The organism is Oceanisphaera profunda (assembly GCF_002157895.1).
Lineage (GTDB): Bacteria > Pseudomonadota > Gammaproteobacteria > Enterobacterales > Aeromonadaceae > Oceanimonas > Oceanimonas profunda.
Genome location: NZ_CP021377.1, coordinates 3,398,349 through 3,422,384, shown reverse-complemented (window position 1 = coordinate 3,422,384; position 24,036 = coordinate 3,398,349). Strand labels below are relative to the sequence as shown.

General features: G+C 44.3%; 25 protein-coding genes. 7 read left to right on the top strand and 18 right to left on the bottom strand.

Features of this window, described 5'->3' with window-relative positions:
• The first annotated feature begins 427 nt into the window (after positions 1-427).
• The 4 genes from CBP31_RS15145 to CBP31_RS15130 all read left to right on the top strand — a co-directional run bounded on the left by CBP31_RS15145 (position 428) and on the right by CBP31_RS15130 (position 4,396).
• A complete protein-coding gene (locus tag CBP31_RS15145; RefSeq protein ID WP_087038482.1) occupies positions 428-955 on the top strand; it encodes a hypothetical protein in 528 nt (175 codons plus the stop codon).
• A gap of 13 nt (positions 956-968) precedes the next feature.
• Complete coding sequence (locus CBP31_RS15140) at positions 969-2,486, top strand: molybdopterin-dependent oxidoreductase (protein WP_087038481.1); 1,518 nt, start codon at positions 969-971, stop codon at positions 2,484-2,486.
• A 34-nt stretch (positions 2,487-2,520) separates the two neighbouring features.
• Positions 2,521-3,495 carry a hypothetical protein gene (locus CBP31_RS15135; RefSeq protein ID WP_227875063.1) on the top strand — a complete coding sequence of 325 codons (975 nt, stop codon included), beginning with the start codon at positions 2,521-2,523 and terminating at the stop codon, positions 3,493-3,495.
• 149 nt (positions 3,496-3,644) lie between these two features.
• A protein-coding gene (locus tag CBP31_RS15130) for an IS5 family transposase (protein ID WP_407668743.1) occupies positions 3,645-4,396 on the top strand; the annotation gives its coding sequence in 2 pieces (ribosomal slippage) (positions 3,645-3,975 and positions 3,975-4,396; 753 coding nt in all).
• On the opposite strand, the gene CBP31_RS15125 is transcribed toward CBP31_RS15130, so the two are convergent.
• A complete protein-coding gene (locus CBP31_RS15125; RefSeq protein ID WP_087038479.1) occupies positions 4,373-4,981 on the bottom strand; it encodes a hypothetical protein in 609 nt (202 codons plus the stop codon). The genes CBP31_RS15130 and CBP31_RS15125 overlap by 24 nt on opposite strands.
• A gap of 425 nt (positions 4,982-5,406) precedes the next feature.
• Between CBP31_RS15125 and CBP31_RS15120 the strand changes: the two genes are divergently transcribed.
• The 3 genes from CBP31_RS15120 (at position 5,407) to CBP31_RS15110 (ending at position 6,747) form a co-directional block, all read left to right on the top strand.
• Positions 5,407-5,940, top strand: a complete 534-nt coding sequence (locus tag CBP31_RS15120; RefSeq protein WP_087038478.1) for a CIA30 family protein — start codon at positions 5,407-5,409, stop codon at positions 5,938-5,940.
• 247 nt (positions 5,941-6,187) lie between these two features.
• Positions 6,188-6,475 carry a type II toxin-antitoxin system RelB/DinJ family antitoxin gene (locus tag CBP31_RS15115; RefSeq protein WP_087038477.1) on the top strand — a complete coding sequence of 96 codons (288 nt, stop codon included), beginning with the start codon at positions 6,188-6,190 and terminating at the stop codon, positions 6,473-6,475.
• Complete coding sequence (locus CBP31_RS15110) at positions 6,472-6,747, top strand: type II toxin-antitoxin system RelE/ParE family toxin (protein WP_087038476.1); 276 nt, start codon at positions 6,472-6,474, stop codon at positions 6,745-6,747. The genes CBP31_RS15115 and CBP31_RS15110 overlap by 4 nt, the downstream gene beginning before the upstream one ends.
• Positions 6,748-6,850: 103 nt before the next feature.
• Here the strand turns inward: CBP31_RS15110 and CBP31_RS15105 are convergent, their stop codons facing one another.
• The 17 genes from CBP31_RS15105 to CBP31_RS15030 form a co-directional block, all read right to left on the bottom strand.
• Entirely contained in the window at positions 6,851-8,563 is a 1,713-nt protein-coding gene (locus CBP31_RS15105; protein ID WP_087038475.1) for a DUF262 domain-containing protein, read from the bottom strand.
• Between the two features lie 152 nt (positions 8,564-8,715).
• Positions 8,716-9,123, bottom strand: coding sequence for an OsmC family protein (locus CBP31_RS15100; protein WP_087038474.1), 408 nt, complete (start codon positions 9,121-9,123; stop codon positions 8,716-8,718).
• Positions 9,124-9,323: 200 nt separating this feature from the next.
• Positions 9,324-10,076, bottom strand: coding sequence for a cold-shock protein (locus CBP31_RS15095; RefSeq protein ID WP_161492540.1), 753 nt, complete (start codon positions 10,074-10,076; stop codon positions 9,324-9,326).
• 531 nt (positions 10,077-10,607) lie between these two features.
• Entirely contained in the window at positions 10,608-11,354 is a 747-nt protein-coding gene (locus CBP31_RS15090; protein ID WP_087038472.1) for an HNH endonuclease family protein, read from the bottom strand.
• Positions 11,347-12,603: an AAA family ATPase gene (locus CBP31_RS15085; protein ID WP_087038471.1), complete on the bottom strand. Its 1,257-nt coding sequence runs from the start codon at positions 12,601-12,603 to the stop codon at positions 11,347-11,349. Before CBP31_RS15085 ends, CBP31_RS15090 begins: the two co-directional genes overlap by 8 nt.
• Before the next feature lie 208 nt (positions 12,604-12,811).
• Positions 12,812-13,975, bottom strand: coding sequence for a RelA/SpoT domain-containing protein (locus CBP31_RS15080; RefSeq protein WP_227875062.1), 1,164 nt, complete (start codon positions 13,973-13,975; stop codon positions 12,812-12,814).
• Between the two features lie 258 nt (positions 13,976-14,233).
• Positions 14,234-14,614 (bottom strand): hypothetical protein, encoded by a 381-nt coding sequence (locus CBP31_RS15075; RefSeq protein WP_087038469.1) that lies wholly within the window; start codon positions 14,612-14,614, stop codon positions 14,234-14,236.
• Positions 14,615-14,760: 146 nt separating this feature from the next.
• Positions 14,761-15,255: a hypothetical protein gene (locus CBP31_RS15070; RefSeq protein WP_227875061.1), complete on the bottom strand. Its 495-nt coding sequence runs from the start codon at positions 15,253-15,255 to the stop codon at positions 14,761-14,763.
• Positions 15,252-15,380, bottom strand: a complete 129-nt coding sequence (locus CBP31_RS15880) for a hypothetical protein (RefSeq protein ID WP_265414961.1) — start codon at positions 15,378-15,380, stop codon at positions 15,252-15,254. Before CBP31_RS15880 ends, CBP31_RS15070 begins: the two co-directional genes overlap by 4 nt.
• Before the next feature lie 1,235 nt (positions 15,381-16,615).
• The gene (locus tag CBP31_RS15065; protein WP_087038468.1) at positions 16,616-16,954 is read right to left on the bottom strand and encodes a zinc ribbon domain-containing protein YjdM; all 339 of its coding nucleotides are present in this window, start codon (positions 16,952-16,954) and stop codon (positions 16,616-16,618) included.
• 77 nt (positions 16,955-17,031) lie between these two features.
• Positions 17,032-17,277 carry a DUF6868 family protein gene (locus tag CBP31_RS15060; RefSeq protein ID WP_087038467.1) on the bottom strand — a complete coding sequence of 82 codons (246 nt, stop codon included), beginning with the start codon at positions 17,275-17,277 and terminating at the stop codon, positions 17,032-17,034.
• A gap of 189 nt (positions 17,278-17,466) precedes the next feature.
• On the bottom strand, positions 17,467-19,008 hold the full coding sequence (gene gshA / locus CBP31_RS15055) for a glutamate--cysteine ligase (protein WP_087038466.1): 1,542 nt from the start codon (positions 19,006-19,008) through the stop codon (positions 17,467-17,469).
• A gap of 263 nt (positions 19,009-19,271) precedes the next feature.
• Positions 19,272-20,198: a bestrophin family protein gene (locus CBP31_RS15050; protein ID WP_087038465.1), complete on the bottom strand. Its 927-nt coding sequence runs from the start codon at positions 20,196-20,198 to the stop codon at positions 19,272-19,274.
• Positions 20,199-20,364: 166 nt separating this feature from the next.
• Positions 20,365-21,204, bottom strand: coding sequence for an S-formylglutathione hydrolase (gene fghA / locus CBP31_RS15045; protein ID WP_087038464.1), 840 nt, complete (start codon positions 21,202-21,204; stop codon positions 20,365-20,367).
• A 343-nt stretch (positions 21,205-21,547) separates the two neighbouring features.
• Positions 21,548-21,931: a VOC family protein gene (locus CBP31_RS15040; protein WP_087038463.1), complete on the bottom strand. Its 384-nt coding sequence runs from the start codon at positions 21,929-21,931 to the stop codon at positions 21,548-21,550.
• A 29-nt stretch (positions 21,932-21,960) separates the two neighbouring features.
• A complete protein-coding gene (locus CBP31_RS15035; protein ID WP_087038462.1) occupies positions 21,961-22,377 on the bottom strand; it encodes a cupin domain-containing protein in 417 nt (138 codons plus the stop codon).
• 328 nt (positions 22,378-22,705) lie between these two features.
• The gene (locus CBP31_RS15030) at positions 22,706-23,833 is read right to left on the bottom strand and encodes an S-(hydroxymethyl)glutathione dehydrogenase/class III alcohol dehydrogenase (RefSeq protein WP_087038461.1); all 1,128 of its coding nucleotides are present in this window, start codon (positions 23,831-23,833) and stop codon (positions 22,706-22,708) included.
• Positions 23,834-24,036: the final 203 nt, after the last annotated feature.

The following is a 24,036-nucleotide window of genomic DNA, read 5'->3' as shown; positions in this document are numbered from 1 at the left end:
ATCTCGCTCTAAGTCGTCTTCCTGAACTAGATTCAGGATCTGTTTTTAGGATTTAGAGAAGATACCGGAGCCGTCATGCTGGGCTTGATCCAGTACCGGCATGACGGCCTAGAACGGTGCTTTAGTGTGTTTGGGATCACCTCTTTACAGGACTCGCAAAGGGATTTGCGAACCCAGCCATATTGATTTAGGATCTACTAATGTAAATATATGCCGTTTTTAGTCACAATTTATGCATAACAACCAGCCCACCGGTGACTTTGACGTAGCGAACGACATGAGAGTTCATACCCTTGGGGCTCGTCTCACTGTACTGAAATGCGTACTGAAATGAGTACCGAAATGGTGCCCTTCATGCTGTAGCCTTGGTAGCGGTACTAAACACCGCCCAGCGATTAATGATCTTAGATGGAGACAGTACCTAGCAATGGAAGATGAAAACTCTCCTGCTCTGCGGGCCGGTGTGGACTTTCGTGGCACCCCAAATGCGACGCAGCCAGTCCTTGAGCACATTAGGCCCGGCAAAAAGCGCGCTCCGTTGTTGCGCTACATCCGTATCAACCTGCCGCGGACTACCCGGCTGCTACTCATTGCCGTGATCGCCGTAATCGGCGGTGCTTCGGCAGCGGTTGCACTATCGAACCATGAGCCATTTCTGTTCGCTGTCCCGGCGCTGTGGAGTGTCTTTGGGGCGGCCGTGGTGTTCGTTGCCGTTGGTTTGCTGTCCTCTGCCCGCATTTGGACATGGGGGTTAATCATCGCGCTGTCTTCTCTATTGATCTACCTTGGCGGCCTGCTCGGCAATGCGCCCTATATCTGGAATGGCGCCAGTGTGGTTGACGCTGCGATTTGGAACCTGACGCTGTTTGCCTCAATAGGCTACATGGTACTTTTTTGGGCACTACGCTACGGCATGATCGTCGCCGCTCCCGACAACCAAAATTTTATGGACTGATAAGGGTTTTTTAATGGATCTCGGATTTCCGTGGTGGCTTCGTGTAGAGCACTTCCTCAATATCATCTTCATTTCGTTCCTCGTTCGCTCAGGCCTCGAGATTCTAGGTACCTACCCTAAGCTTTACCGCTCACAGCACACCGTGCCCGGCACATCCTGGGCTCAGTTTACGGTTCAAGACGAACCTAAGCATAAGTACTACACGGTGGGCGGTGAAGACAGCAACTACTCTCCCCGCATTTCGCTCCCCGGGCGCGGCCTGCTGGGTCTGGGGCGTTACTGGCACTTTATGGCGGTGACGGGGTTTGTTACCTGCTGGATAATCTACTTCGTGTTACTGCTGGTTACCGGTCAGTGGCGGCGCTACGTGCCCACCAGTTGGGATGTTTTTTCTCAGGCGGGTCAGGATATGTTGGCCTACCTTGCCTTCACCATGCCCCACCCCGTCGATGGCATGGTGTTTAATGCCCTGCAGCAACTGTCTTACGGTTTCGTGATCCTGATACTAACGCCTTTGGTCATCTTAACTGGGGCATTTCAGTCTCCGGCCATTGCCAACCATTTTTCGCGTATTACCCGTGCACTCGGTGGCCGCCAAGTAATTCGTAGCACGCACTTTTTGTGCCTGGTTGGGTACGTCGCATTCTTCGCAGTACACGTGATCTTGGTCTTTATGCACGGCTACTTGCACGAGACATCAAAGATGGTGTTAGGACACTCCAACAGTCCGGTTGTGGGCGGCGTCATTTTCAGTATCGGCCTCGCCCTCATAGTAACCCTGCATGTGGTCGCTACACGATGGACCTTGGCAGACGGCCGTGCCGTTGAGAAGTTGCACAACGTGATTGTGCGGCCATGGTCTAATCTGCTGTACAAACTGCCCGCGCGCATGCACTACGATCGCTCCAATATCACGGGTAAAGACGTAGGTATTGATAATACCACTCACAACTTCCGTGGCAGCGGCCGGCCACCAGAAACTCCCGAATACCTGGCGCTGATGGCCAACTGCTACGAAGACGACTACGTGCTTGAAATCGGTGGTTACGTTGAACGCCCAATGACACTAACCATTGCGCAGCTTCGCGAACTTGCCGCTGGTCACTCCCAGACCACGTTGCACCACTGTGTGCAGGGCTTCACCTCAATTGGGCGGTGGCGCGGCATTACCGTGTCCGACCTTTTGGATCTGGTGAAACCCTTGCCCGGTGCGACTGACGTGGTGTACACCAGCTTTCAGAACATGGGCCGCGATGATGTGCTGTATGAGGGGGGAACCTATTATGAGTCTACCCCCATGGTTGAGGCACGAATGCCCCAGACGCTGATTGCCTTTGAGCTCAACGACGAAGGCGAAATTCCGGCCAAAAATGGCGGGCCGGTGCGGCTGCGCCTAGAAACCTCGACCGGGTTTCGCAGCCTGAAGTGGCTGGAGCGTATTGAGGTGACCAATCGTTACGATATTATCCTTAAGGGCCGCGGTGGCTTCTTCGAAGACACCGACTTCTACGACCGCAACCAGCTGATCTGACCGTCTGCGCAAAGAAAAGGAAGTCGCTGTTATTATGCTGAGAAAAAGTATGACACTGAAAAAAACACGCCCACGCACCCAAGCCGAGCTAGATGCTTACATTGCCGCGCGCCCCAGACCGGTACGCAACACCTTTGAAGGTATGTACCCTCTGCATGAGGATCTTGAGCTGTCGGACGAGCAAGTGCAGATTGTGCAGGACTATCTGCAAGCGGTTAACTTCCATCTGCCCGGCGCCGCTGCCCATGAGTTTCTGGTGGTCCGTTGGGCGCGTTACACCGGGTTTCAGTTTTTGCAAGAACACCTAGAAGCTTACGCCATCGGGCTTAGGTGCACCCATCCCGGAATGGAAGATCAGCACACCTTCATTCGTATGTCTTGGGGCCAGCTGATGGGGGATCCCGAGGCCATACGTTTACCGGTCAACGAACCTGTGCTGGCGAGCGATATGATGACACTCGCCCGCTATCGCGATACCCGTACCGGGCCCTCGCAAACGGGCGTTGACGCTTATGCTGCTGCGCCCGATGGCCCTGTAGCTAATTCCCTACCTAACTCTCTACCTAACTCTCTACCTGACTCTGTACCTAACTCTGTACCTGAGCCGGTGCCGGGCGCCGATTTCGATCTGCAGCTGTTAAACGGAGCACTCGATGACGTGCTGAAGCAGCACCTTACTGGCAAGGGTCGTGAAATAAACTCATGGTGGAACCCCGCACTTAACTGGGGTGTCGCGCTGGCAGGGCGTTATCCGCGACTGAAGTACTTCGAGTCTCAGGGGCGCCTTGATGAGAAAATCTTGGCTGCTTTGCACTCTTTCGAGGCGCGAGCAGCACACGCAGAAACAGCGTTGCAGGAGCTCGGTCTGGCCTCCCCTGCACCGGTAGCCGCGGCGGCACTTAAGCAGGCGGAACAAGCAGAGAGTGGAACATTTTCCCGCCGCCATCGCATCCGTACCCCACAGTCGCTCACCGAATCAAAGCCTGAAAAACCGAACGGCAGCGAGTAGGCCGCCTTGGCTCACAGGGCTACGCTATGCCTGTATATTCCATCGCACTCATAGCTTCCCAACTCACTAGGGCGCGTTCTCATTTGACGCTTCGGCTGCATTAGCTACCTTTATAGTATTTGAAGTAACTACTTGTGAGGTAACGACTTATGAGGCATTACTTGCTACGAGATGATCAATGGGAGTGCATCGAAGAACTGCTCCCGGGTAAAGCTAGCGATAGAGGCGTGACAGCACTCGATAATCGCAAATTTGTTGAAGCGGTACTTTGGATTGCTCGAACTGGCGCACCTTGGCGGGATTTACCTGATTTTTATGGGCATTGGCACCGCGTTTACGTCCGATATAGTCGTTGGTCTCACAAAGGCGTCTGGCTCACGATAATGGAGGAGTTATCCAAAGAAGCTGATTTTGAGCAACTCATGATCGACGGTAGTATCGTTCGTGTCCATCAACATGGGGCGGCTAAAAAAAAGAGCAAGATGCAGAAGCCATGGGGAAGTCTAGAGGTGGACTAACGACTAAAATCCATGCTGCCGTTGACGCTTTAGGCAACCCCGTGCGCTTACTGTTAACCCTAGGGCAGGCCTCAGAATATGATCAAGCAGAGGCATTGTTGGATGGTTTTACGCCTAGCCAGGTCTTGGCTGACAAGGGTTATGATTCAGATGCGTTTGTTGAAAGTATTCAAAGTGTTGGAGCAGAAGCGGTTATACCCTCAAGAAAAAATCGATTGGAGCCAAGGCCGTTGGATCGTCATGTTTATAAAGATCGCAACTTGGTTGAGCGTTTCTTCCAAAAGTTGAAGCAATTTCGTCGTATAGCAACTAGGTACGAACGACTGGCAAAAAATTACCAGTCAATGTTGAGCCTCGTGTCAGCCGTTATCTGGCTGGCATAATTGAGAACGCACCCTAGAGAGGGCATCAATTAACGATTGCATTGCAGGTACAAAATGAAAGTGCGGCGCATCAGGCTCACCATTATAATACGCTACATTTGCAGCTGAGCGGCTTTCATAAATAGCACTAATCCTGCATTCAATGTTTATATCAATATAATCGCCATACAGGATGGGCAGCCACTGCTTCAGGACAAGCATTTTTTCTTTTTCATTATATAAGGCATCTTCCAACCCAATCTCATACCAAAGACCGCATAAGGTCTTCTCTTGATTGAATATGGATACCTGAGTTGACTTGATAGCTTTAAGCTCTTTCTTAATCTTTCTCTTCAATAAGTAATTAGTTAACACATGTGAAAAATATAGAAATGGTATCGCGACTAGAAACATGAGTAACAACAGTATCATTAGCAGTACTTGTACTAATACACCGCGCATGCTTTTTTCCCATTTAATAGGGCCAAGTTCAGATAACGGATTTTCAAAGGGATGTGCCTTCGACAAGGCGTGTAGCCTTCTATTGGCAGATAAGCTTTTGGCATTTAACGCAACCAGAAGACACGCTTCTTCAACCTGACTCACGATTATTCTCTCCTAACCAGTATCTAAAAAAGACCTCTGCGCCCACAACAGAAGCGTTACTCTATCCAACCGCGGCGATACTCAAAGCATTGCCCCATATTGCTGATGAAAAGTACTGTTCTGTACACACAAGCACGCCCTTCGTCTCGTGCGACTGACGCAGTGATAAAGGACGCCATGTAACAGGCGTATCTAACAAGCTAACTTGAGTAAACGGGGCTTAGGCATCCGGGCCTTCTCAAAGAGTCTAAAAAATGAACTCTTTGAGTGTAGATCCCAAACCAAAAATCCAGCAGCTAACATGGGTGGCCCGTTAGGGTACGACCTGCAATCTGCGATACTCAAGAAAAACCAGCCGGCGTTACCTGCTAGCCTGTTATTAAACCGGTCAGAAGTTGTATGCAAGCCTAGGAGCGCAATCACGTATGAATGACAATATTAACACTCACGGCCCGGCGGTTCTTGCCGAACAATTAGTTGATGTTTATAACTGTGCTCAGCATGAGCCTTCACCTTGGAAAGTGATCAGTGATCAGGTAATGGGCGGTGTCTCTCGTGCGACACAACACCAAGCAGAACGTCATCATTCGCCCTGTACCTGTTTAGTGGGCCGCACCAGCCTTGATAACAACGGCGGATTCGTGCAGATAAAGCTTGATATTGAGCCGAGTGAGTTAAGTGCTGACTACAAAGGGATCTTCATTGAGCTGGCTGGCAACGGCCACGATTATAATCTGCATGTAAAAACCGCTCAGCTAACCCGACCTTGGCAGTCTTTTCGCTACACTTTGTCCGTGAAGCCACAATGGACTCGATTCATTGTGCCCTTTCAGCAACTGCTCGCTCATCGCACCGAAGCAGAGCTGCAACCAGCAGAGATAAAAAGCATTGCCGTGGTGGCCATAGGTCAAGAATTCGATGTTGATGTTTGTGTACGGCGATTTGGGTTTTTTATATAAACCGTGAGAGCTGAGGCTTAAATTTAGCAAAAATGCTGACTATGAGTGACTCAATTTGCTTCATCAACTAGTCAGCTCCATGCCATGTGCGAGAATATTAAAAAAGTGGCCAATGATTTCCCTTCAATGCTAACGCCGCCAACACAAGCGAGCGTAGCGAGTCCAGCCAGCTTGCTGGCGGTTGTGATTGGTCTTGTTAGTTACCCTGTGCTAACGTTTGTGCACACACAACAAGTTGGATGCTGTTATGGATACTAGAATTCAGTTTCGAGTCGATGAAGAAACCAAACGCTTGGCCCAACAAATGGCTGAGAGCCAAGGCCGTACCCTTAGTGATGCTTGTAGAGAACTTACAGAGCAATTAGCTGATCAACAACGTAAAGCCTCGTCTCATGATGCTTGGCTAAGTGAGCAGGTAAATTTAGCTTTCGAAAAGTTAGATGCCGGAAAGTCTACTTTTATTGAACATGACCAAGCCAAATCTATAATGGCAGAACGCAAAGCTAAGATCCGCAGCCGGAGTGTTAATCAGTGATCTTATGGGAAGAAGAATCTCTGAACGACCGAGAAAAAATTTTTGAATTTCTTTATGACTTTAATCCTGCGGCTGCAGATAAAACAGATCAGATCATTGAAGAAAAGATAGAAAATTTACTTCAACAGCCATTAATGAGCGTTCAGCGAGATGATATAAAAGGTCGATTACTTATAATCCCTGAGATATCAATGATAGTTTCCTATTCAGTTGATGGCTCAGTAATTCGTATCATGAGAATACTACACCAGAAACAAAAATTTCCGACGTAGTGGCAACCAACGCCTTGATAAGCGGATAAAAATGGTTAGCTAAAATCGCGAATCGATGGCCAACTGTTTTTATTCCGCTTAAGCAACTTGTTACCTGCATTTATTAAAAACAGATGACTTTTATTTGATCAAAGCTCCAGTTTTCTATAGCAAATATTAAAAGCTTATCTTGCCTTTCATCTATAGATTTACTTTTCCATACAGGTAAGTTATTTTCATGTTTTGCAAACTTTACAATTTCAGCTTGTTGATTTAATAGGGGATTGTTTTTATATGTGGCAAGCTTTTTACTAAACGGCTTATTTCCGATAGAAGAATTATGAGAACCTGAGATAAGCATTAAATTCCCCATGGAGTTTAACTTTTCAGCAATAAATTCATCACAGTATTGATTATCAACGTCAACTTCATATCCCGTTTCAATTGGCTCACCATTTGTAGGAGTCTGTGGTGAAACATGCTCTATTTGCTCATTTTCAATTGAAAACGTTCTAATGCTGTAACCTTTGTTTTGGATATGGTTTTCATACCTCCAAAGCAAATAATTCAGTACATTATTACCATACATAGAACCATTTAAATAATTTTTGGTATTCGAGTCTCCCCAGTACCAAGATTCATTAAGCTTGCTTTTTATCTTTTTAAGTAAATCTGCCAAATCGCCATTAAATGATAGTAAAATCCCATTTAATCTTTCTTGTATATTTGCTCTACTATTTATTAATTTTGCTCTGAAAGTAATAACTTCTAGAATATTAAAAAGCTGATTCAACTTAGTATTGTCTTCAACAAAATACTTATACCCTTTAATAATAAAAGGGTATATGAATGCAGGAGCTCCTAGCTCATTAAGTCTTTGTGCAAAAAAGTCATTCGACGCTTCGAATTTTTTTACATTAGAAAAAGTAGTGTGTAATTCTTCGACATAAGACTTTATCCATTCGACCTTATCATCTGACTTCTTAAATGCATCTTTTACATCATCTAAAGTACGATAAGCAAAACCTTTTATGTAAGCATTATTATGATAAATTAAGATACTATCTTCATTTATATTTTTAAGATCATTTATTATTAAATAAATTAATTTGAAAATGTTTGAAATACTTTCAATATTCATTTCAACTTCTTCAGGCTTACTATAGACATACATTTGGTACATGAAATATGATTTAATTTTTTCCATATTGGTTAACTCTTTACCTCTATTATTTTCCAACTCAAACATCAAAGCTGAGTCTTTCTTACCTTCTAATTCAACAATAGTTAAATCGGTACTCTCTATTTTATCTAAAATCTCAAGTAGTTTTAAAGAGTCTATTTTATCCAGTTCGTTTTCAAAATATTCTTTTGCAGACTTCATTCTTTTTTGTGATGGTGTTCCTACAGAGAAATTACTTTTATTATCAATTATTAGCGCATCGAAACATGCTCTATCATACTCAACAGGTCGTAGTTTTATATTTCCACTATTTTTAAAATAGATACTTTCTTTTGCTTTATAATCAAAGTTGCTTAATACGGGATCATTGATTCTACTTTTCAATACATTCAGCATTGATCTCATAAATATTATTAATGTGGTAATGCGTTGTTGACCATCAATAACTTCATATTTTTTATTTTTACTAATTACTTCCAGTAACAAATTACCAAAAAAATAATTATTATGTCCTTGCACTTGTTCTAATAAATCATCCAGAAATGTTTTCCAATTTAGTTTTTCCCATGAGTACGCTCTTTGATAAACAGGGATTTCATATGATTTTTGCGAACTATCAAATAGTCCTAAGACTGTATTTGGAATAAATTGCATTGAGACTCCACTACTGAGTTAAAGGCTGACACATAACGCCGCGTTAAGGTGTGAGCAACGCTACCATCAAACCTAGAATATTGCGCCGTAAACACGGAATAGGACCTTGAATTGAAAATGCCAAGCGTTGGGAATCATTCTTAAATAATTTATTAAGTGCAATTATTGCCAACTTCCGCTGAATAAGTGATATCGATCGTAGGACTCAACATAAGACAAACATGACAATGCTTTTCCACAGCTTCTTGAACTGCTCGCAAAATATCAGACTCCTGAAAACCACAGCCATGTACTGTAAAGTGCAAGTTTGCCGATTTATATAAATGAGGTTCTGATTCCGTTAGGGCGAAAGTAACCGTATTTTCTAAACCCTTAACTTCAAAATTTTGCTCTTGCAGTAACAAGACGACATCCGTCGCACTGCATGAACCTAAAGCCGACAATAGAACTTCAGTTGGACAAGGAGCTTTCTTACTTGTAGCGTCAACATTAAACGTAAAGCCGCTTTCAGTTAACACACTAAAATTACAATCGCCATCCCACTTTATATTAATACTCATACTTCCCTACTTTTTGATGTCACTATTGCTGATTGCACTTAACGCCGCCAACACAGGCGAACGTAGCGAATCCAGCCAGCTTGCTGGCGTTTGTGATTGGCCTTGTTATGAGCTTCAAGCAAACAACTAACATGGGTGTCCTGTTAAGCTGGTTTTTAATGTGTATTATCTAAACGAAAATTATAAACTATTAAAATAGTTCACGCCCTCTCTAACCAAGAGTCATAATCAGTTGAACGACCAAAGACAAAACCTATAAAAACAAAGAAAATAATATAAAAAACACTATTAAAAAATACAGTTGACAACGATATAAAAGTAAGCAAGGAAACTATAAGCCAAATAACATTTCTTTTGTTTTTACTCTTCTTCGTATCTTCAATCAATCTAGCTTTTAACTGTTCCCCTTTTTCATTTAAACCTAGAAAGTCACTCTCTAGATGCTTTCCTTTAGAATTGCGTTTAGCTATTGTTACTGCACGGCCACGGAAATTATGAATAGTATAATTATAAGTACCATTACCAGTTCCGGGCTCAGAACCAGTAGTCTTATAATATTCAAAATTTATAAGTGCATTAGCACCTATGCGTACAGCACCATCCATGGTTTCTTTTTTCGCTGCATCAGGGGAGTCTCTTGAGGAACCATGAACAATCCAACTACTCTGCTCAAGAACTTCCCAACCAGAGACATGCCTCGATCTAGTTGTCATAAATTCATCGGGTTTGATGTAAGTTAATATATCAGAAGGGTTAAGAAGCGAGCAATTTTTTGCTTTATATCCTTTAGGCGTTGCCTGCTGGTCAAAATGGACGAAGCCCTCCTCACATAATTGCTCAGCATGCTCCTTGTCACGGAATTCGCTTGCATGAAAAAAATAATCCTTGCCATCATCACCCTTGATAAACCCATATCTCTTTTCAGGTAAATAGGTTTTTATTATTCCTTTCATAATCATCCCTTTTGATCTTAACTTTAATGATGCTGGTTTTACCCTTACCAATCCCCTCATATAAACCGCGCCACACCTGAGTTTGAGAGCAGTAGTGGCAAGAAACGACGAAACTCTACTGTGGTACTGCGTAACTTAGAAAATTTCCTATCCCTAGGCACAATGCGGTCTCAGCTGATTTTTGGGGTTAGTGCATATTTAGATTGTGCAGCTAACATGACGCGATCTGCTATTAAAATGAGGGGATTACTAAGGGTTTTACCCTTATTCTTCGCTGCTTTAGCTTAGACAACTCGATAACAATCTATAAATTTACTCCGCGCCTAACAGATTATTTCCTCATAACGCCGCCAACACAGGCGAGCGTCAGCGAGTCCAGCCAGCTTGCTGGCGTTTGTGATTGGTCTTGTTATGAGTTTCAAGCAAACAGCTAACATGAGTGGCCTGTTATAAGCTGTGTTAAGCTGTGTTAAGCTGATATTTTAAGTTCCGTTTAAACGCCTTGTTATACCTATTTGACTTACAATAACATTATCCATGCTCAGAAATAACTTTTTTTGCTTTTTGATATGAGGCGCATGTATGTAAAAAAACACTACAAAAATGTGAGTACTTCTCACTTGGTTCAATCAACATTTCAATGGTATCGACCGCCTCTCTTATATTCTTTATTCTAATGTTCTTTTTCCTGTCCGTTTCGGCTTCACTATATATTTTAATAGCATCCTCTATTGAGGAACTAAATATTCTCAGATTAATTAATAGTGCTGCTCTTGGCTTCCATAAACGTAACGAATTCAACCCGCAGACTTCTATTGTTTTTAACCCTTTGCTTTTTAAATCACAATCCTGAACCTTCATCTGAATATCTTCATAAAAAAACACATTAGATGGGTTTTCATCATAAGGATTAAGTATAGGTTCAACTACTGTATCGTGGTCTGATTTATCTCCATTACAACGACGACAACATGGTAGAAAATTAGTCCACTCAAATGTTTTATCAGGATAAATAGACTTGGGTTCAAAATGTTCAACTTCTATATTTCCGCCTTCTGAAGGTTTACATTCACAAAACGCACATTTATTTTCTGAACTTGGGAATAGGCTATCCTTGATAGCTTGATGTCTATAATATGTTATAAGCTTTTCTTTGTCTTTTGCTGGTATTTTTTTATACCCTCCATTGTCTCTAACTGCCGTCAGCAAATCAGAAGTCCATTTCGCTTTGTTATCAATTAAAATCTCAGGTTCATTCGCCCTTTCTAGTTTAACCATTATGCAAAGCGACCATTGACGCAAGTCTAGTATTCAAAACCATTACTATGGTGTCATTTGGATGACATATTGCTTTCAACTGCTCAATAATTTTACGTAATGTAGCTATTGAGCCATGTTCGATACTTTCAAAAGCCTCAGTAATTAGAGATTCATATATTTTATTTTCCAGACTTACTACCCCCATAACATCTAATAATATTTGATCAGTACTCCAACCTGAAAAAACGCTTTTAGTCGGATGCAATTCATTAAAGTCACAGCTTCCAATATTGGAAGGCATTACAATCACCTCATTAGACTTTGCAGATGCTAACAAATGTGGGGAGTGTGTTGTTACTATGAATTGTAATTTTGGAAATATAGTCTCTAGCCCATCCCTCAAAGTAAATTGCCATTCAGGATGTAAATGTAAATCAAGCTCATCAATCAAAACTGTACCAACCGCCTCTTTGGCAATTCTATTACCATCTTCACGGCTACCTTCTATCCATTCGAATATATTAGCTATAATTGATAGTACAGCCTGAAACCCTGAAGAAAGCTCTTCTAGGTAACACTTATTACCGTAAATTGAAAAAATTGGTTCTAGATCTTTTCCTGTTTCAACATATGAAAAATTACTGTCAAATGGGGCAATTACAGATAGACTTTCGAGCATGTGTTCCCAGTTAACTTTTTCTTCAGTAGCCCAGTCTTTATCAATCATAAAATAACGATTTACAAACCATTGTTTTATATCTGATTGCCATTCCCCATACAACGATTTCGTATTGTTCCTGATATACTCATTAAAGCTCTGGTCTATTTTACTTTCCTTTTTCATTCCTTGTATTTCTTTGTATTTAATGCTGCGATTAGCACCAATAAATAAAGGGCAGAAATGTGACAAGCTATCTTTAATTTGATGAGGTGATATAGATGTCCTACCTTCTTCGGATGAAGGTAGATTCCACTGATGTAGAGAGCTGCTGCGATAACCGCTATTTCTAACAGAATCTGCCCCCATTCCTACTCTATATTTATCATCATCTTTAACAAGATCAATCCAAAACTCGGACTCTTTAGATGTTTTTGAATAAGACAAATTATTATGATCAAGGCAGTGTGAGATACTCGCCAATACTGACGTTTTACCACAACCATTTGGTCCAGCGATAAAGTTAAATCCTTTATTAAAATCAACTTTTAGATGTTTAAATTGCCTAACATTTTTTACAGTTAAGCTTTCGATATATGCATTAACCAAATTTAATCTCCAAAATACACTTGAACGAACTTACATCGAGCTATAAAAACATTAGGCTTTAGGTATAACGCCGCGCTCTGCGGCAGGTGTGGAGCGCAGCGGAAAATCTGTCCAACTGCAGCGCCTTGTTAGACTATCCCAATAACCCACTTGAAATCACAGATATACAACACTTCTCTGCAGAAAATATCCATACTTTTATATTTTATTATTTGTCGTCACCATTCTTATTTTTTATGAGCTTTAAATTTTTTAGAATGTCGTCGTTATAAATATCATTTAACTTGCTTATATTTTTTAAATTCTTAGCACCTTTTAATATTTCGTCATAAGTAGAGGAAAATTTATTTATATCGGACAATCGAATTGCGTCCATTTGTGATTTATTAAGACTTGATATATCAGAGTACTTAAGCGCATCTCTTGATAGAGATGTCAATCGTGCCATATCTTTTAACGTTGATTCAGACAAGCCAACATCTGAGACTTTTATTGAATTTTTTCTAAGATTTATTATTTCAGCCTTTAGCTTTTCCAAGTTTGAGTCTTTTGATTTACTAGCAGAGCGTTCTTTAGTGAGCTCTTGTGCAAGAGCTTCAATCTTTTGAAGGTGTGTTTCTTGTTCTTTTTGTTTTAAGTCAAGCTGTAGCTCTTTCCATTTGATATCGGAAGCCAGATCATTGACGAATGTACCCATTTCGTCAGCACTACCAGACATTCGATTAAATATAGTCAAAAAATAAGAAACCAGTTTGTTATCTGTGAAGTTTGGATATCGAATCTTATGATCTATCTCACTCCAACCCTCTTCAAAAATAGTTCTAACTTGTATTTCTGATAAAATTTTTATTAAAGTAGGTTGCATTGAAATTATATAATGAATTGATCTATACCCTGCTGGATGAATCTGAACCTTGCATTCGTTTTCGTTATAACTTTCAACTACTACACCTTCGTCGCCTTCTCTAATGTAAGCAATAACTTCCTCTACGGGAATCCAGCTCTTATTAATATAGTCATGTATATCTAACCATTCATGCTTGAATAGATGAAGTACTCTAACACCAACTAGGTCTGTTATCAGGTTTGCATAATTGTCAACAGATACATCTTTATATTTAATACTACCTAATGCTTTTTTTCTAACTATTTTTTCTAACACATGTTCCGGATCTTTGACTCGCCACCGGACGGAGTGAACTTGCTTGCATTTTTGTAGAACCTTAGCTAGGAACTCTGCGGACTCGTTTAAATGAGCTACCTGATTGCGATAATCAGCTTCAATCTTTAATAACTCGTCAAAACTAATATCTGCCTTATCCCAGTTTTCCTGAGATATTCTGTTTTTTAATAAAAAACCTTCAAGCTTCAACTTTATGTCCTTATTAATTATAAAAATAACGTATTATTAGTTAGAAAACTTCTAAATTCACGCTACCACTTATTCGCATGCAGTTCTATCTATTAAAACTTAGAACAATAAATAAAAATTTAACAATGTATAATGTAAAGAAACCTACTATTCAGATTATGTTGAAAAATAAATAAGTTACTGTTGACATATAAAAACTTTACTGTTTAAAATAAACTAGCATAATGTCTAACGCTGCATTCAAGTGCGTCGTAGGCGTCACTTAGAATTCTTTGTTATCTTCTGATTACTTAAAAACTCATTATACTTAAACATATAGCTATTATCTTCTTTTTTACCTTCTAAATAATACTTGTTAGCTTCTTTCTGTCTCTCAACATTATTCTTGTTAGATTCCTTCTGGTGTTCAAGGTCACGGTTGTTATTGCTTTTATATATTTCGATGTCGCTATCAGTTACTTTTAAAACTAATGCAGAATATGATTTTAAAGCTTCTTTTTTAATATCATCCGAAGCCTCTGAACAAATAACCTGTTCATAAAAAGAAAATGCACGTTCTTGAGGGGAAACGGGAGAATTTATCTGTTGTCCTGATGTTGCATGCCTTTTCACATTGTTACCTGAATAATGTACAGCCATTGGCGCTCCTTAAAGTACTAATGTTGCATAACTGAAGTATGAGTAGCTAACGCCTCATTCAGAGGCAAATAATTGTTGGCTAAAATAGCGACGCAGGAGCAAAGCCAACTGTTATTTGTCCTACTGAAATGACTTGTTAGCTACGTTTAACCGTTGCCAACCTTAATAAATGGATTACCAAAGCTCCGATCTTTTTTTATAACTTTTCCGATATATTTTTCTCTCACATCTGTTGGTGCTTTTTTTCCAACAAACTCCCAACGCTGATCAATATTTCTGTTATCAAAACAACGAGTAAAATATTGCTGTGTTCCAGCCTTAACCCAAGAGTGAATTTGGTATACCTCTTTGATTAAGCCACCATAAGTTGCGTATGCATACTTAATAGAATCATCTCTTGGTATATTCCTCCACACACCTCTTGTTGACTCAAACAATTCTATCTCTGACATACCTGACTTATATGTAGAATTTAATAAAAAAGCGAGCCCTTGATGTTCTTCTTGTATTTCAACTATCTCACCAGATTTTAAATTGTGAATTTCTTCAATCGTTGCTCTTCCCATTTCTGATCCACTGCCACGAACTTTATTAGATAGCTCGCCAATTCCAAGTAAATCAATACATGTTGCTTCAATCAATTTAGCTGTTTTGTCAGTTTTTTTCCATGTCTAAGAATGTCGATACCAAGAGTATTTTTTTCTAGCAATCTTTCAATGACATCCTTTTTAGGTGAGTCTTTTTTTCCTTTAAATGCTGCAAACATCGATCATTTATACCTTTCCCAATATAGAATGGGGTTCTCTTCTCCCCATCTATCTCACATAAGGCGTAAATATAGTGATCAATTGTCAATAACGACTTTTTGAATTTATTGAAATCTTGCATATTTATCCAGAGTAGCTAACAGCTAATTCAACGATAAATGACATCTATGCCAAACGCATTTATTTCGCGAAGTATAAACATCACACTTAATATTTCCTAACTTATCAGCAACTTAAAGCATTACAAAATGCTCACTTTTGTAAATAAGCGTTAAATGTCGCTTTTCACGCAAAGTGGCTGTTCGCTTATTCATTTTTCAGAAAATCAACTATTCCATATTTTTCAGTGACTTGTAATCTTTATAGAACAAATACTAACCCCTTCGGGGAGTTGTAAGCCATCAGCTTTAAGCGATCAACTAATAACTAACAGGTAACTCGGTGCTTAAGGAGGGGTAACAGATGTCTCCTCCCATGACCGTGACAATGCCAGGGATGGCATTTCCCGAGCCCCCATGGATGGGTTTATGGCGTGTCGCGGGAGGTGACTCTGTTTCCTCTTTATACCAATCTCAAATAGATAGCTTCTTTATACGCAAGGGAGGATTCGGTGTGCGAAGTCCTGTCGACGGTGGTTTTTAGCGAGCCGACAGCAGGCTACCGCCGAGCCTTACAGGCGACTACTGCCTCATCTTCCTTGTATGAGACAGCACCGGCGATACGCACTTGGCTCAATTGAAGCTTCGCATTATAAGCAAGATGCGTGGCAAAATGAAATATGGAAGTGGCTATTGTTGGTGATGCACCGCCAAGCGATGTGTAGAGGCCGGTTTTGTGCAACAAAAAAAACTACGAACCACTTCATTGTTAACCGTGGTGTGGCTTTCGGAGTTTTTTTGCAAACGCCGTGCGGTTTGATGATTTTGGTGGCGCTACGCGCCACCGGCCAGCTAAAGCGGCCTCTACGGTGCGTCTTTGTAAGCATTGTGGCTGAGGTTCATACGTAATCAGGTACCAATAAAAGCCCTGTCAGATCTGATCCTAATTTTTCCGTGCTTTCTGCTCTTGTCGTAAACAAAGAGGCGTGGCAAATAATCTCTAATCTTGAGTCTTGAGTCTTGAGTCTTGAGTCTTTAAAGACTACAAGCGAGATCCTGATGGTCATCAGGATGACGGCGAGAGATAAACACCAGAGCCGCTGCTATTACCCTTCCGTGCTAAACAGATAACCGCCTTAGGATTTTTTCACAAATTTGGCCGTCACCATCATTTCACCGGCGCCGTCCACCTTGCAGTCTAACTCGTGGTCTTTGCCTTCCACTATGCGTCTGATCAGCGCTTTGGTGCCAATTTTTAGCACCAAAGAGCTGCCTTTAACCTTAAGATCTTTGGCCAGCGTTATCTTATCGCCTTCTTCCAGCAAACTGCCGTTGGCATCTTTTGCGGTGAGCGCCTCCTCTTCAGCTGCAGCGTGTGACGGATCCCATTCATGGGCGCACTCAGGGCAAATTAGCTGCTGTTGATCTTGGTAAACATACTCTGAATGGCATTTTGGGCAGGCTGGTAATGACATAAGCGCTTCTTATAAATGGTGGAGCCGTTAGAATAACGCGTGAATGAGCCAGGTACTAACCTTGTTTGTGCTGCCGATTAAGTGATGATTTTCAACGCAATATAAGGGGCAAGATTCAATACCAGAATCGCTATCTTATATTGGGCAAGATACTGAAAATAAGCTCGGCCAAGATCCTGTTTATTCAACGAAAATAACCGCGCATGAATACTAGAGATAGTCTCGCGCATTAGCACTACCATAAGGGTGGAAAACAACAGCACGATAATGTTGATAACCAACGACCAACCCAAGAGTGCCGTGAATAACTCTATCGTCATCATAATCGTCACCTGTACTTTTTAGTCACACGCTATCCAATGAAGCTCGCATTCGCCATGGGCTCTCTGGCGGTTCGTCTATGACTAAAGCATAGGACGGGCAGCCATTACTCACAGGACTGATGTGCCATGCGCCTTCTGAAATAGCACTTTGCTCAGGTGTTCGCAGTGTTTATCCCGCTTCTGCCACGTTCACATCGCCATTAACGATCTGCCTGCTTCTTGCTCTTCCAATGCGTATTGTGCCGCCAATGATGAACTGGCCAGTTGTGTGAAATAGCGGCTTTGCTCTTGCTCAAGCGGGGTTTGTTGCCAATGCTGCGTCAGCTCGGTGGCTCGGTTTTGCACCCAATCCGTGTAATTTTGCTCGGTGGCGGTCAGTTGCTGCAGAATGCGGGCCGAGGGCGTGAGTTCGGGCTGTTGCAGCAGCGGTTTATAGTGCTGCAGCGCAGCACCATAGCCACTACCGGCCTTGTCCAACAGCTGGGCGATGGCGTCCAGCTCGGCAAACAGTTGCTCGCCCCAAGCTGCACGGCTAAGTTCGCCGCTGGCGGTTTCGAGCAGCAGATCGGGCCGACGGCCCTGCTCGGTCACGCGGGTTTGGTTGCGGGCCAGGCGCTGTTGCTCCTGCTCGCCAATTTCTGGGCTGTCTTGAAATAGGCAAAACAGTAAAAAGGTATCCAGAAAACGTATTTGGGTGTCATCTATGCCCAGCGCCAGCAGAGGGTTGATATCTAAGTTGCGCACTTCTATGTATTCCACGCCACGGTTAGCCATGGCCTGCAGCGGCGTTTCGCCGGCATGGGTTACCCGCTTGGGGCGAATATCGCTGTAATACTCATTTTCTATCTGCAGAATATTGTCGTTTAGCTGTCGGGTTTCGCCGTTAACCTCGACTCCGATGCGGGTATAGGGCGCGTGGGGGGTGTTCAGGGCGCGAGTGAGATCGCGGCCGTATTCCGCCAAGCTGTTGGTGCTGATGTTCAAGCCCGCCTGGGCATCGCTTTGGTAGCCTAACCCGCTCATGCGTAACGAGGTGGCAAAGGGCAGATAGAGGGTGTCGGTGCCAAGGCTTGCCAGCTGGTGCGGGCGGCCATCCATAAAGGAGCGGCTGAGCGCGGGTGAGGCGCCAAACAGATAAAGCAGCAGCCAGCCATAGCGTTGAAAGTTGCGGATTAATGCAAAATACTGAGCCGAGCGAAAATCAGCCAGCGAATCTTGGCTGCCGAGCAACTCTCGGTAGCCCTGCCAGAAGCTGTCGGGCAAAGAGAAGTTGAAGTGAATGCCGGCAATGCTTTGCATGATGCGGCCATAGCGTACATCTAGGCCGCGACGGTAGGTGTGCTTCATTTGTCCCGAACGAGAGCTACCGTATTCGGCAATGGGCACGCTGTTATTCCCCTGCAAGGCGCAGGGCATGCTGGCGGGCCACAAATGTTCATCCCCCAGCTGGCTGACGGCATAACGATGCAACTGCTCCATAAAACCGAGGGTGTCGCCAATCTGTTCACTGGGCGGCGTAATAAACTCCAACAACGACTCTGAATAGTCGGTGGTGATGTGCGGGTGCGTGAGCGCCGAGCCCAGTGTGTGCAGGTGCGGCTCTTGGGACAGCCGGCCTTTGGGCGTGACCCGCAAGGCTTCTTTTTCTATGCCACGACGAATATGGGCCAGCGGCCGGATCAAGTCGGCATCGGCCAGTTGTGCCAGGTGCGGAGTAAGGGATGGCGTCATAAAAACCTCTGTATCAAGTCAATTAATCAGGCCAATCGGCCTTACTCTTTTTTGCCAAGCTTGTGCTGCAAACCCAGTGTTGCTAATCCTGTGTAGCTAACCCAGCCTGGTTAATTCAGCCATGCGCGCGTGCTGCCGCACGAGTAATAGCAGACACGGCATTATATTTATTCTGCGGCAAGAGATAATGACCCCATAGTGCAAATGACTTTTGACTGTCAGTAACAATGTGGGCCGTGATCGACGGTTAGGTGGGAGTGTGCCTAGGACAAACAGTCGTCTTTGGGAATAATGGCGGGCGGAAGCTCGGTTTCTTCTAGTGCTTCCAGCAGGTTGATTTCGATGGTGCGCGACAGCGCGCTCAGTGGCAGATCGTTGGCGGCTAGGCCAAAAGGTTGTTCCAGCTCTTCACTGAGGGCATCTAGGCCGAAGAAGGTATAGGCGATTACGGCACAGACTAAGGGAGTGGCCCAGCCCAGTGATGAGACCAAGCCAAAGGGCAGCATAAAGCAATATAGATAGGTAGTGCGATGCACCAATAGCGTGTAGGCAAACGGCAGCGGCGTATTCTGAATGCGCTCGCAGGCGGCCAATACTCCCGCCATAGAGGTGAGCCGTTCGTCCATGCTCTGCACCAAAAATTCCGATAATAATCGCTGGCGCCGACTGTAACCAACCTTCTTACCCATCAGCCGCAGCAGGTACTCGGGCAGGTTTTGCGCCTGACGCAGGCTGGCGTGATGCTCTGGCTCTACAAAACGGTCGACGTCTTGCCAAGGCGAGGTGTCACGCAGCCGATGGCGCAAGGCGTGGGTAAAGGCGATGGTCAGGTGGATCATCCGCCGCTGGGTGTGCCGCCCGGTCTCGGTTTCCTCATCCATAAAAGAGATCACTTGGCGGGCCAGACTACGGGCATCGATGGTCAACTGCCCCCATTGTTCTCGCGCCTCCCACCAGCGTGCGTAGCTGGCGTTGTTTCTAAAACCGAGAAACAGAGACAAGGCAACGCCCAGCAAGGTGAAGGGAGCCGTGTCGTAAGAGGAGAAAAAACCGGGAAACCAATGCTGAATGCCGGCTATTAAGACACTGAGCAGAGTGATCAGCAAAATTTGGGGATAAATCTGCGGGATGACAGAGCCGCGCAGGGTAAAAAACAGCTTAAGCCCATGCGATTTTTGCCGAACGATCATGTCAGCCTCCAAATGATGAAATTGGTGAGTGTTGAGTTAACTAGCGTGGTCAATACAGGAAGTATTTCAAGTGTAGTTGGTGGTGCTGCAGGACCGCAGGCTAATAGCCCCGAAGAGGAGTTCTTCGGAGCCTAGGCACTGGCAAATATGCACTAACAGTTATGCATTAGCGAGTGAGGTGCTCGGCATGAAAGCGCAGGTGCTGCTCGATAAAACTGGCGATAAAGTAATAGCTATGATCATAGCCTTCCCGCCGATTTAGCGCTAGCGGGTAACCGCTGTGGCTGGCGGCGGCTTCCAGTGTTTCTGGCTTAAGCTGCTCGGTGAGAAAATCATCGGCCTCACCTTGATCCACTAGTACAGGCACAAACTGGCTGGCTTGGCGCATCAGCAAGCTGGCGTCATAATCGGCCCACGCGGCGGTGTCTTTGCCCAAGTAAGCATTAAACGCCTTCTTGCCCCAGGGGCAATTAACTGGGTTGCTGATGGGGCTGAAGGCTGACACCGAACGATAACGTTCAGGGTTGCGCATAGCCAATACCAAGGCACCGTGGCCACCCATGGAGTGACCGGAGATGGAACGCTGATCGTTGAGCGGAAACATGGACTCGACCAGTGCCGGCAGTTCGTTCAGCACATAGTCGTACATGCGATAATGCCGATTCCAAGGTGCCTCGGTGGCGTTAACGTAGAAGCCCGCCCCCTTGCCCAGATCGTAGCTGTCGTCATCCGCGACTTCAGCGCCGCGGGGGCTGGTGTCTGGCACAATAATGGCCATGCCCAGCTCGGCAGCAATGCGCTGGGCACCGGCTTTTTGCATGAAATTTTCATCGGTGCAGGTGAGGCCAGACAGCCAATATAAGGCGGGCACCTTATCACCGATTGATACCTGCGGCGGCAGATAAATGGCAAAGCGCATGGTGCAATTAAGGGTGTCTGAATAATGGCTATATTGTTTGTGCCAGCCACCAAAGCTCTTATTGCAGCTCAGGTTTTCAATACTCATTGGAATCTCCAAAAATACAAGTGCCACGGGGGCAATGGCGATATTATATTCGATTTCGTGCTAATGATAATGACCAGATATATTAAATAACCTTTACCAATGAGTAACAATAATGGGGAAGATGCTATTTACTGAGCGTCACAAGGGGCTTTGGTGGAGGTCTGGTAGTGAAAAGCTTTGGCTAGAATGTAATAACGTATAGAGCTGCGGGATGTACATAACGCAACGGCCAGAAAGCCGGTTAGGCTTTCTGGCCGCATTTATTATGCTGCAAAGCGAAGGCCTAACAGCTGGCAATTATGCAAGCTTGAAGCAGGACGCTATGCAGGTTTTAAGCAAACGGTTATGCAGGCTTGAAGCAATAGACGGCAAGTTTGTTGCCGTCTAAATCGCGGGTGTAAGCAGCATAGGCATTAGGTGCCCAATCGCGAGTAGCGGGTGCGCCTTCATCAGGGCAACCGGCCGCTAAAGCCGCCGCATGGAAAGCGTCGATTGATGCACGGTCAGGCGCTTCGAAGCTAACCGTTACGCCGTTACCGACAGTTGCAGGCTGGCCGTTGGCAGGCTTCAGCACAAAGAAAGAAGGTGCATCTACGCCCCAGATTGAACCGTTTTCATCCAGATCGGCGATGCGCTTAAGGCCCAAAGTGCCTAATACGGTGTCATAGAAGGCGCGAGCCTGGTTAAGATCGTTGGTGCCTACGGTTACGTGGGTAAATATGCTCATTGTATTACTCTCTATAATGTATGGATGATTTATTTAGGTGCAAACATGTCTGCTGCGGTGCGGTGAGCGGTATAAACAGCCTCACCATCGCTTTCGCCGTCAAAAATAACGGTAACATTAGGGGTGAACAGAACAACGTCACCGACTTCGGCTACATATTTATTGCCTTGTAAGTCGCGCATCACAATCTTGCCTTTGGTAATGACCTTATATTCTACAAATTCATAAACAAATTCAAACTCAACGCCGGGCTGCATGGCAAAGAAACCCACCGTCAGGCCATCTGAATTATCAGTAACGGTTAATTCTGCCATCTGGCTTTTCAAGTTATTAACTTCAAGTAAACCGGCCAGTTCATTTAGCTTGAAGGTGCCAGCCTTAAACAGTTGAATACCAGGCTCTTGAGCAAGTTTGGTGATGTTGTTTTCGTTAACTGACTGAGTCATTTTAATTACCTTATGGTGGTTTATTACACATGTGAATGCTGCTAAAAAATTACCGAATAATAGAAAATTACTTTTATTATTTTATATATAGAGCCGTTACTCTTATTTTCACCTTATTCGCTGAGGACAGTTTATATTTTTTATCAGCAATAATAAGAGCTGAAACATCAATTTACTTTTGTTCGTGAGTAACAATGACATTTAAGAAAACAGCTCTGTGCAACAATGAGTATTAAGTACTCATGTTATGCCTTTATTCGTAGAGCAGAGACCGTCTATTTATCTAATACGGCCTCTAAGCTCGTTTTAAAATACGCTTTTGTTGCTGTTATTTGTCGAAGTGGATAACGGTACGAATACTTTTACCGGCATGCATGAGATCGAAGGCTTCGTTGATCTTTTCCAGACCCATGGTGTGAGTAATGAAGTGGTTGAGCTTAAACTCACCCTTCATGTAACGGTCAACATAGCCCGGCAGCTCAGAGCGACCTTTTACGCCACCAAAAGCCGATCCCTTCCAAACTCGACCGGTGACCAATTGGAACGGACGGGTGGAAATTTCTTGGCCGGCACCGGCTACGCCGATGATTACCGACTCGCCCCAGCCTTTATGGCAGCATTCAAGCGCAGAGCGCATTACGTTAACGTTGCCGATACACTCAAAGGAGTAATCTACACCGCCATCGGTCAGCTCGACGATCACGTCTTGAATTGGCTTGTCATAATCTTGCGGGTTAATGCAGTCGGTCGCGCCTAACTTGCGGGCCAGCTCGAACTTGCTCTCGTTGATATCAATGGCAATGATGCGGCTGGCTTTCGCCATGGTGGCACCAATAATGGCCGACAGACCAATGCCGCCCATGCCGAAGATGGCCACGGTGGCGCCCTCTTCTACCTTGGCGGTATTCATCACCGCACCCATGCCGGTGGTCACGCCACAACCGAGTAAACAGACTTCTTCTAGCGGCGCTTCTTTATTGACCTTGGCCAGCGAAATTTCTGGCAGCACCGTGTATTCGGAAAAAGTCGAGCAGCCCATGTAGTGGAAAATGGGCTGGCCATCTTTAAAGAAGCGGCTGGTGCCGTCCGGCATCAGGCCCCTGCCCTGAGTTTCGCGAATTTTCTGGCACAGGTTGGTTTTGCCGGATTTGCAGAATTTACACTCGCCACACTCAGGGGTGTAGAGCGGGATAACATGGTCGCCCACTTGCACGCTGGTTACGCCTTCGCCGATAGATTCGACGATACCGCCACCTTCGTGGCCGAGGATCACCGGGAAGATGCCTTCCGGATCGTCACCGGACAAGGTAAAAGCATCGGTATGGCACACGCCACTGGCGACAATGCGCACGCGCACTTCACCGGCTTGAGGTGGCATCACATCCACTTCTTCGATGGTTAATGGCTGATTTGGGCCCCAAGCGATGGCGGCTTTAGATTTGATAATCTGAGTCATAATTGTCTCCAGAGACGATAATTGGGCACCCGTCATCAAGCTCATTAGGCTTGCTGAGCCTAGATGTATGATGATTGCGAATGTTGCAAAGTGCTGAGCGTTGACCGGTAAGAAAATGGTGAGTCATTGCCGACAAGGGCTATCACTTAGCCCGATCAAAAGTGGGCAAGAACACAGTGGCGACCTATAAAGCTGTCAACATT

Coding starts and splice junctions, on each gene's coding strand:
- CBP31_RS15135 (WP_227875063.1), top strand. CDS start 2,521: ATGCTGAGAAAAAGTATGACACTGAAAAAAACACGCCCACGCACCCAA.
- CBP31_RS15880 (WP_265414961.1), bottom strand. CDS start 15,380: ATGTTTGCAGCATTTAAAGGAAAAAAAGACTCACCTAAAAAGGATGTC.
- CBP31_RS15090 (WP_087038472.1), bottom strand. CDS start 11,354: ATGGTTAAACTAGAAAGGGCGAATGAACCTGAGATTTTAATTGATAAC.
- CBP31_RS15035 (WP_087038462.1), bottom strand. CDS start 22,377: ATGACTCAGTCAGTTAACGAAAACAACATCACCAAACTTGCTCAAGAG.
- CBP31_RS15050 (WP_087038465.1), bottom strand. CDS start 20,198: ATGATCGTTCGGCAAAAATCGCATGGGCTTAAGCTGTTTTTTACCCTG.
- CBP31_RS15060 (WP_087038467.1), bottom strand. CDS start 17,277: ATGATGACGATAGAGTTATTCACGGCACTCTTGGGTTGGTCGTTGGTT.
- CBP31_RS15075 (WP_087038469.1), bottom strand. CDS start 14,614: ATGGCTGTACATTATTCAGGTAACAATGTGAAAAGGCATGCAACATCA.
- CBP31_RS15140 (WP_087038481.1), top strand. CDS start 969: ATGGATCTCGGATTTCCGTGGTGGCTTCGTGTAGAGCACTTCCTCAAT.
- CBP31_RS15105 (WP_087038475.1), bottom strand. CDS start 8,563: ATGCAATTTATTCCAAATACAGTCTTAGGACTATTTGATAGTTCGCAA.
- CBP31_RS15030 (WP_087038461.1), bottom strand. CDS start 23,833: ATGACTCAGATTATCAAATCTAAAGCCGCCATCGCTTGGGGCCCAAAT.
- CBP31_RS15040 (WP_087038463.1), bottom strand. CDS start 21,931: ATGAGCATATTTACCCACGTAACCGTAGGCACCAACGATCTTAACCAG.
- fghA (WP_087038464.1), bottom strand. CDS start 21,204: ATGAGTATTGAAAACCTGAGCTGCAATAAGAGCTTTGGTGGCTGGCAC.
- CBP31_RS15065 (WP_087038468.1), bottom strand. CDS start 16,954: ATGTCATTACCAGCCTGCCCAAAATGCCATTCAGAGTATGTTTACCAA.
- gshA (WP_087038466.1), bottom strand. CDS start 19,008: ATGACGCCATCCCTTACTCCGCACCTGGCACAACTGGCCGATGCCGAC.
- CBP31_RS15115 (WP_087038477.1), top strand. CDS start 6,188: ATGGATACTAGAATTCAGTTTCGAGTCGATGAAGAAACCAAACGCTTG.
- CBP31_RS15095 (WP_161492540.1), bottom strand. CDS start 10,076: ATGAAAGGAATAATAAAAACCTATTTACCTGAAAAGAGATATGGGTTT.
- CBP31_RS15145 (WP_087038482.1), top strand. CDS start 428: ATGGAAGATGAAAACTCTCCTGCTCTGCGGGCCGGTGTGGACTTTCGT.
- CBP31_RS15100 (WP_087038474.1), bottom strand. CDS start 9,123: ATGAGTATTAATATAAAGTGGGATGGCGATTGTAATTTTAGTGTGTTA.
- CBP31_RS15120 (WP_087038478.1), top strand. CDS start 5,407: ATGAATGACAATATTAACACTCACGGCCCGGCGGTTCTTGCCGAACAA.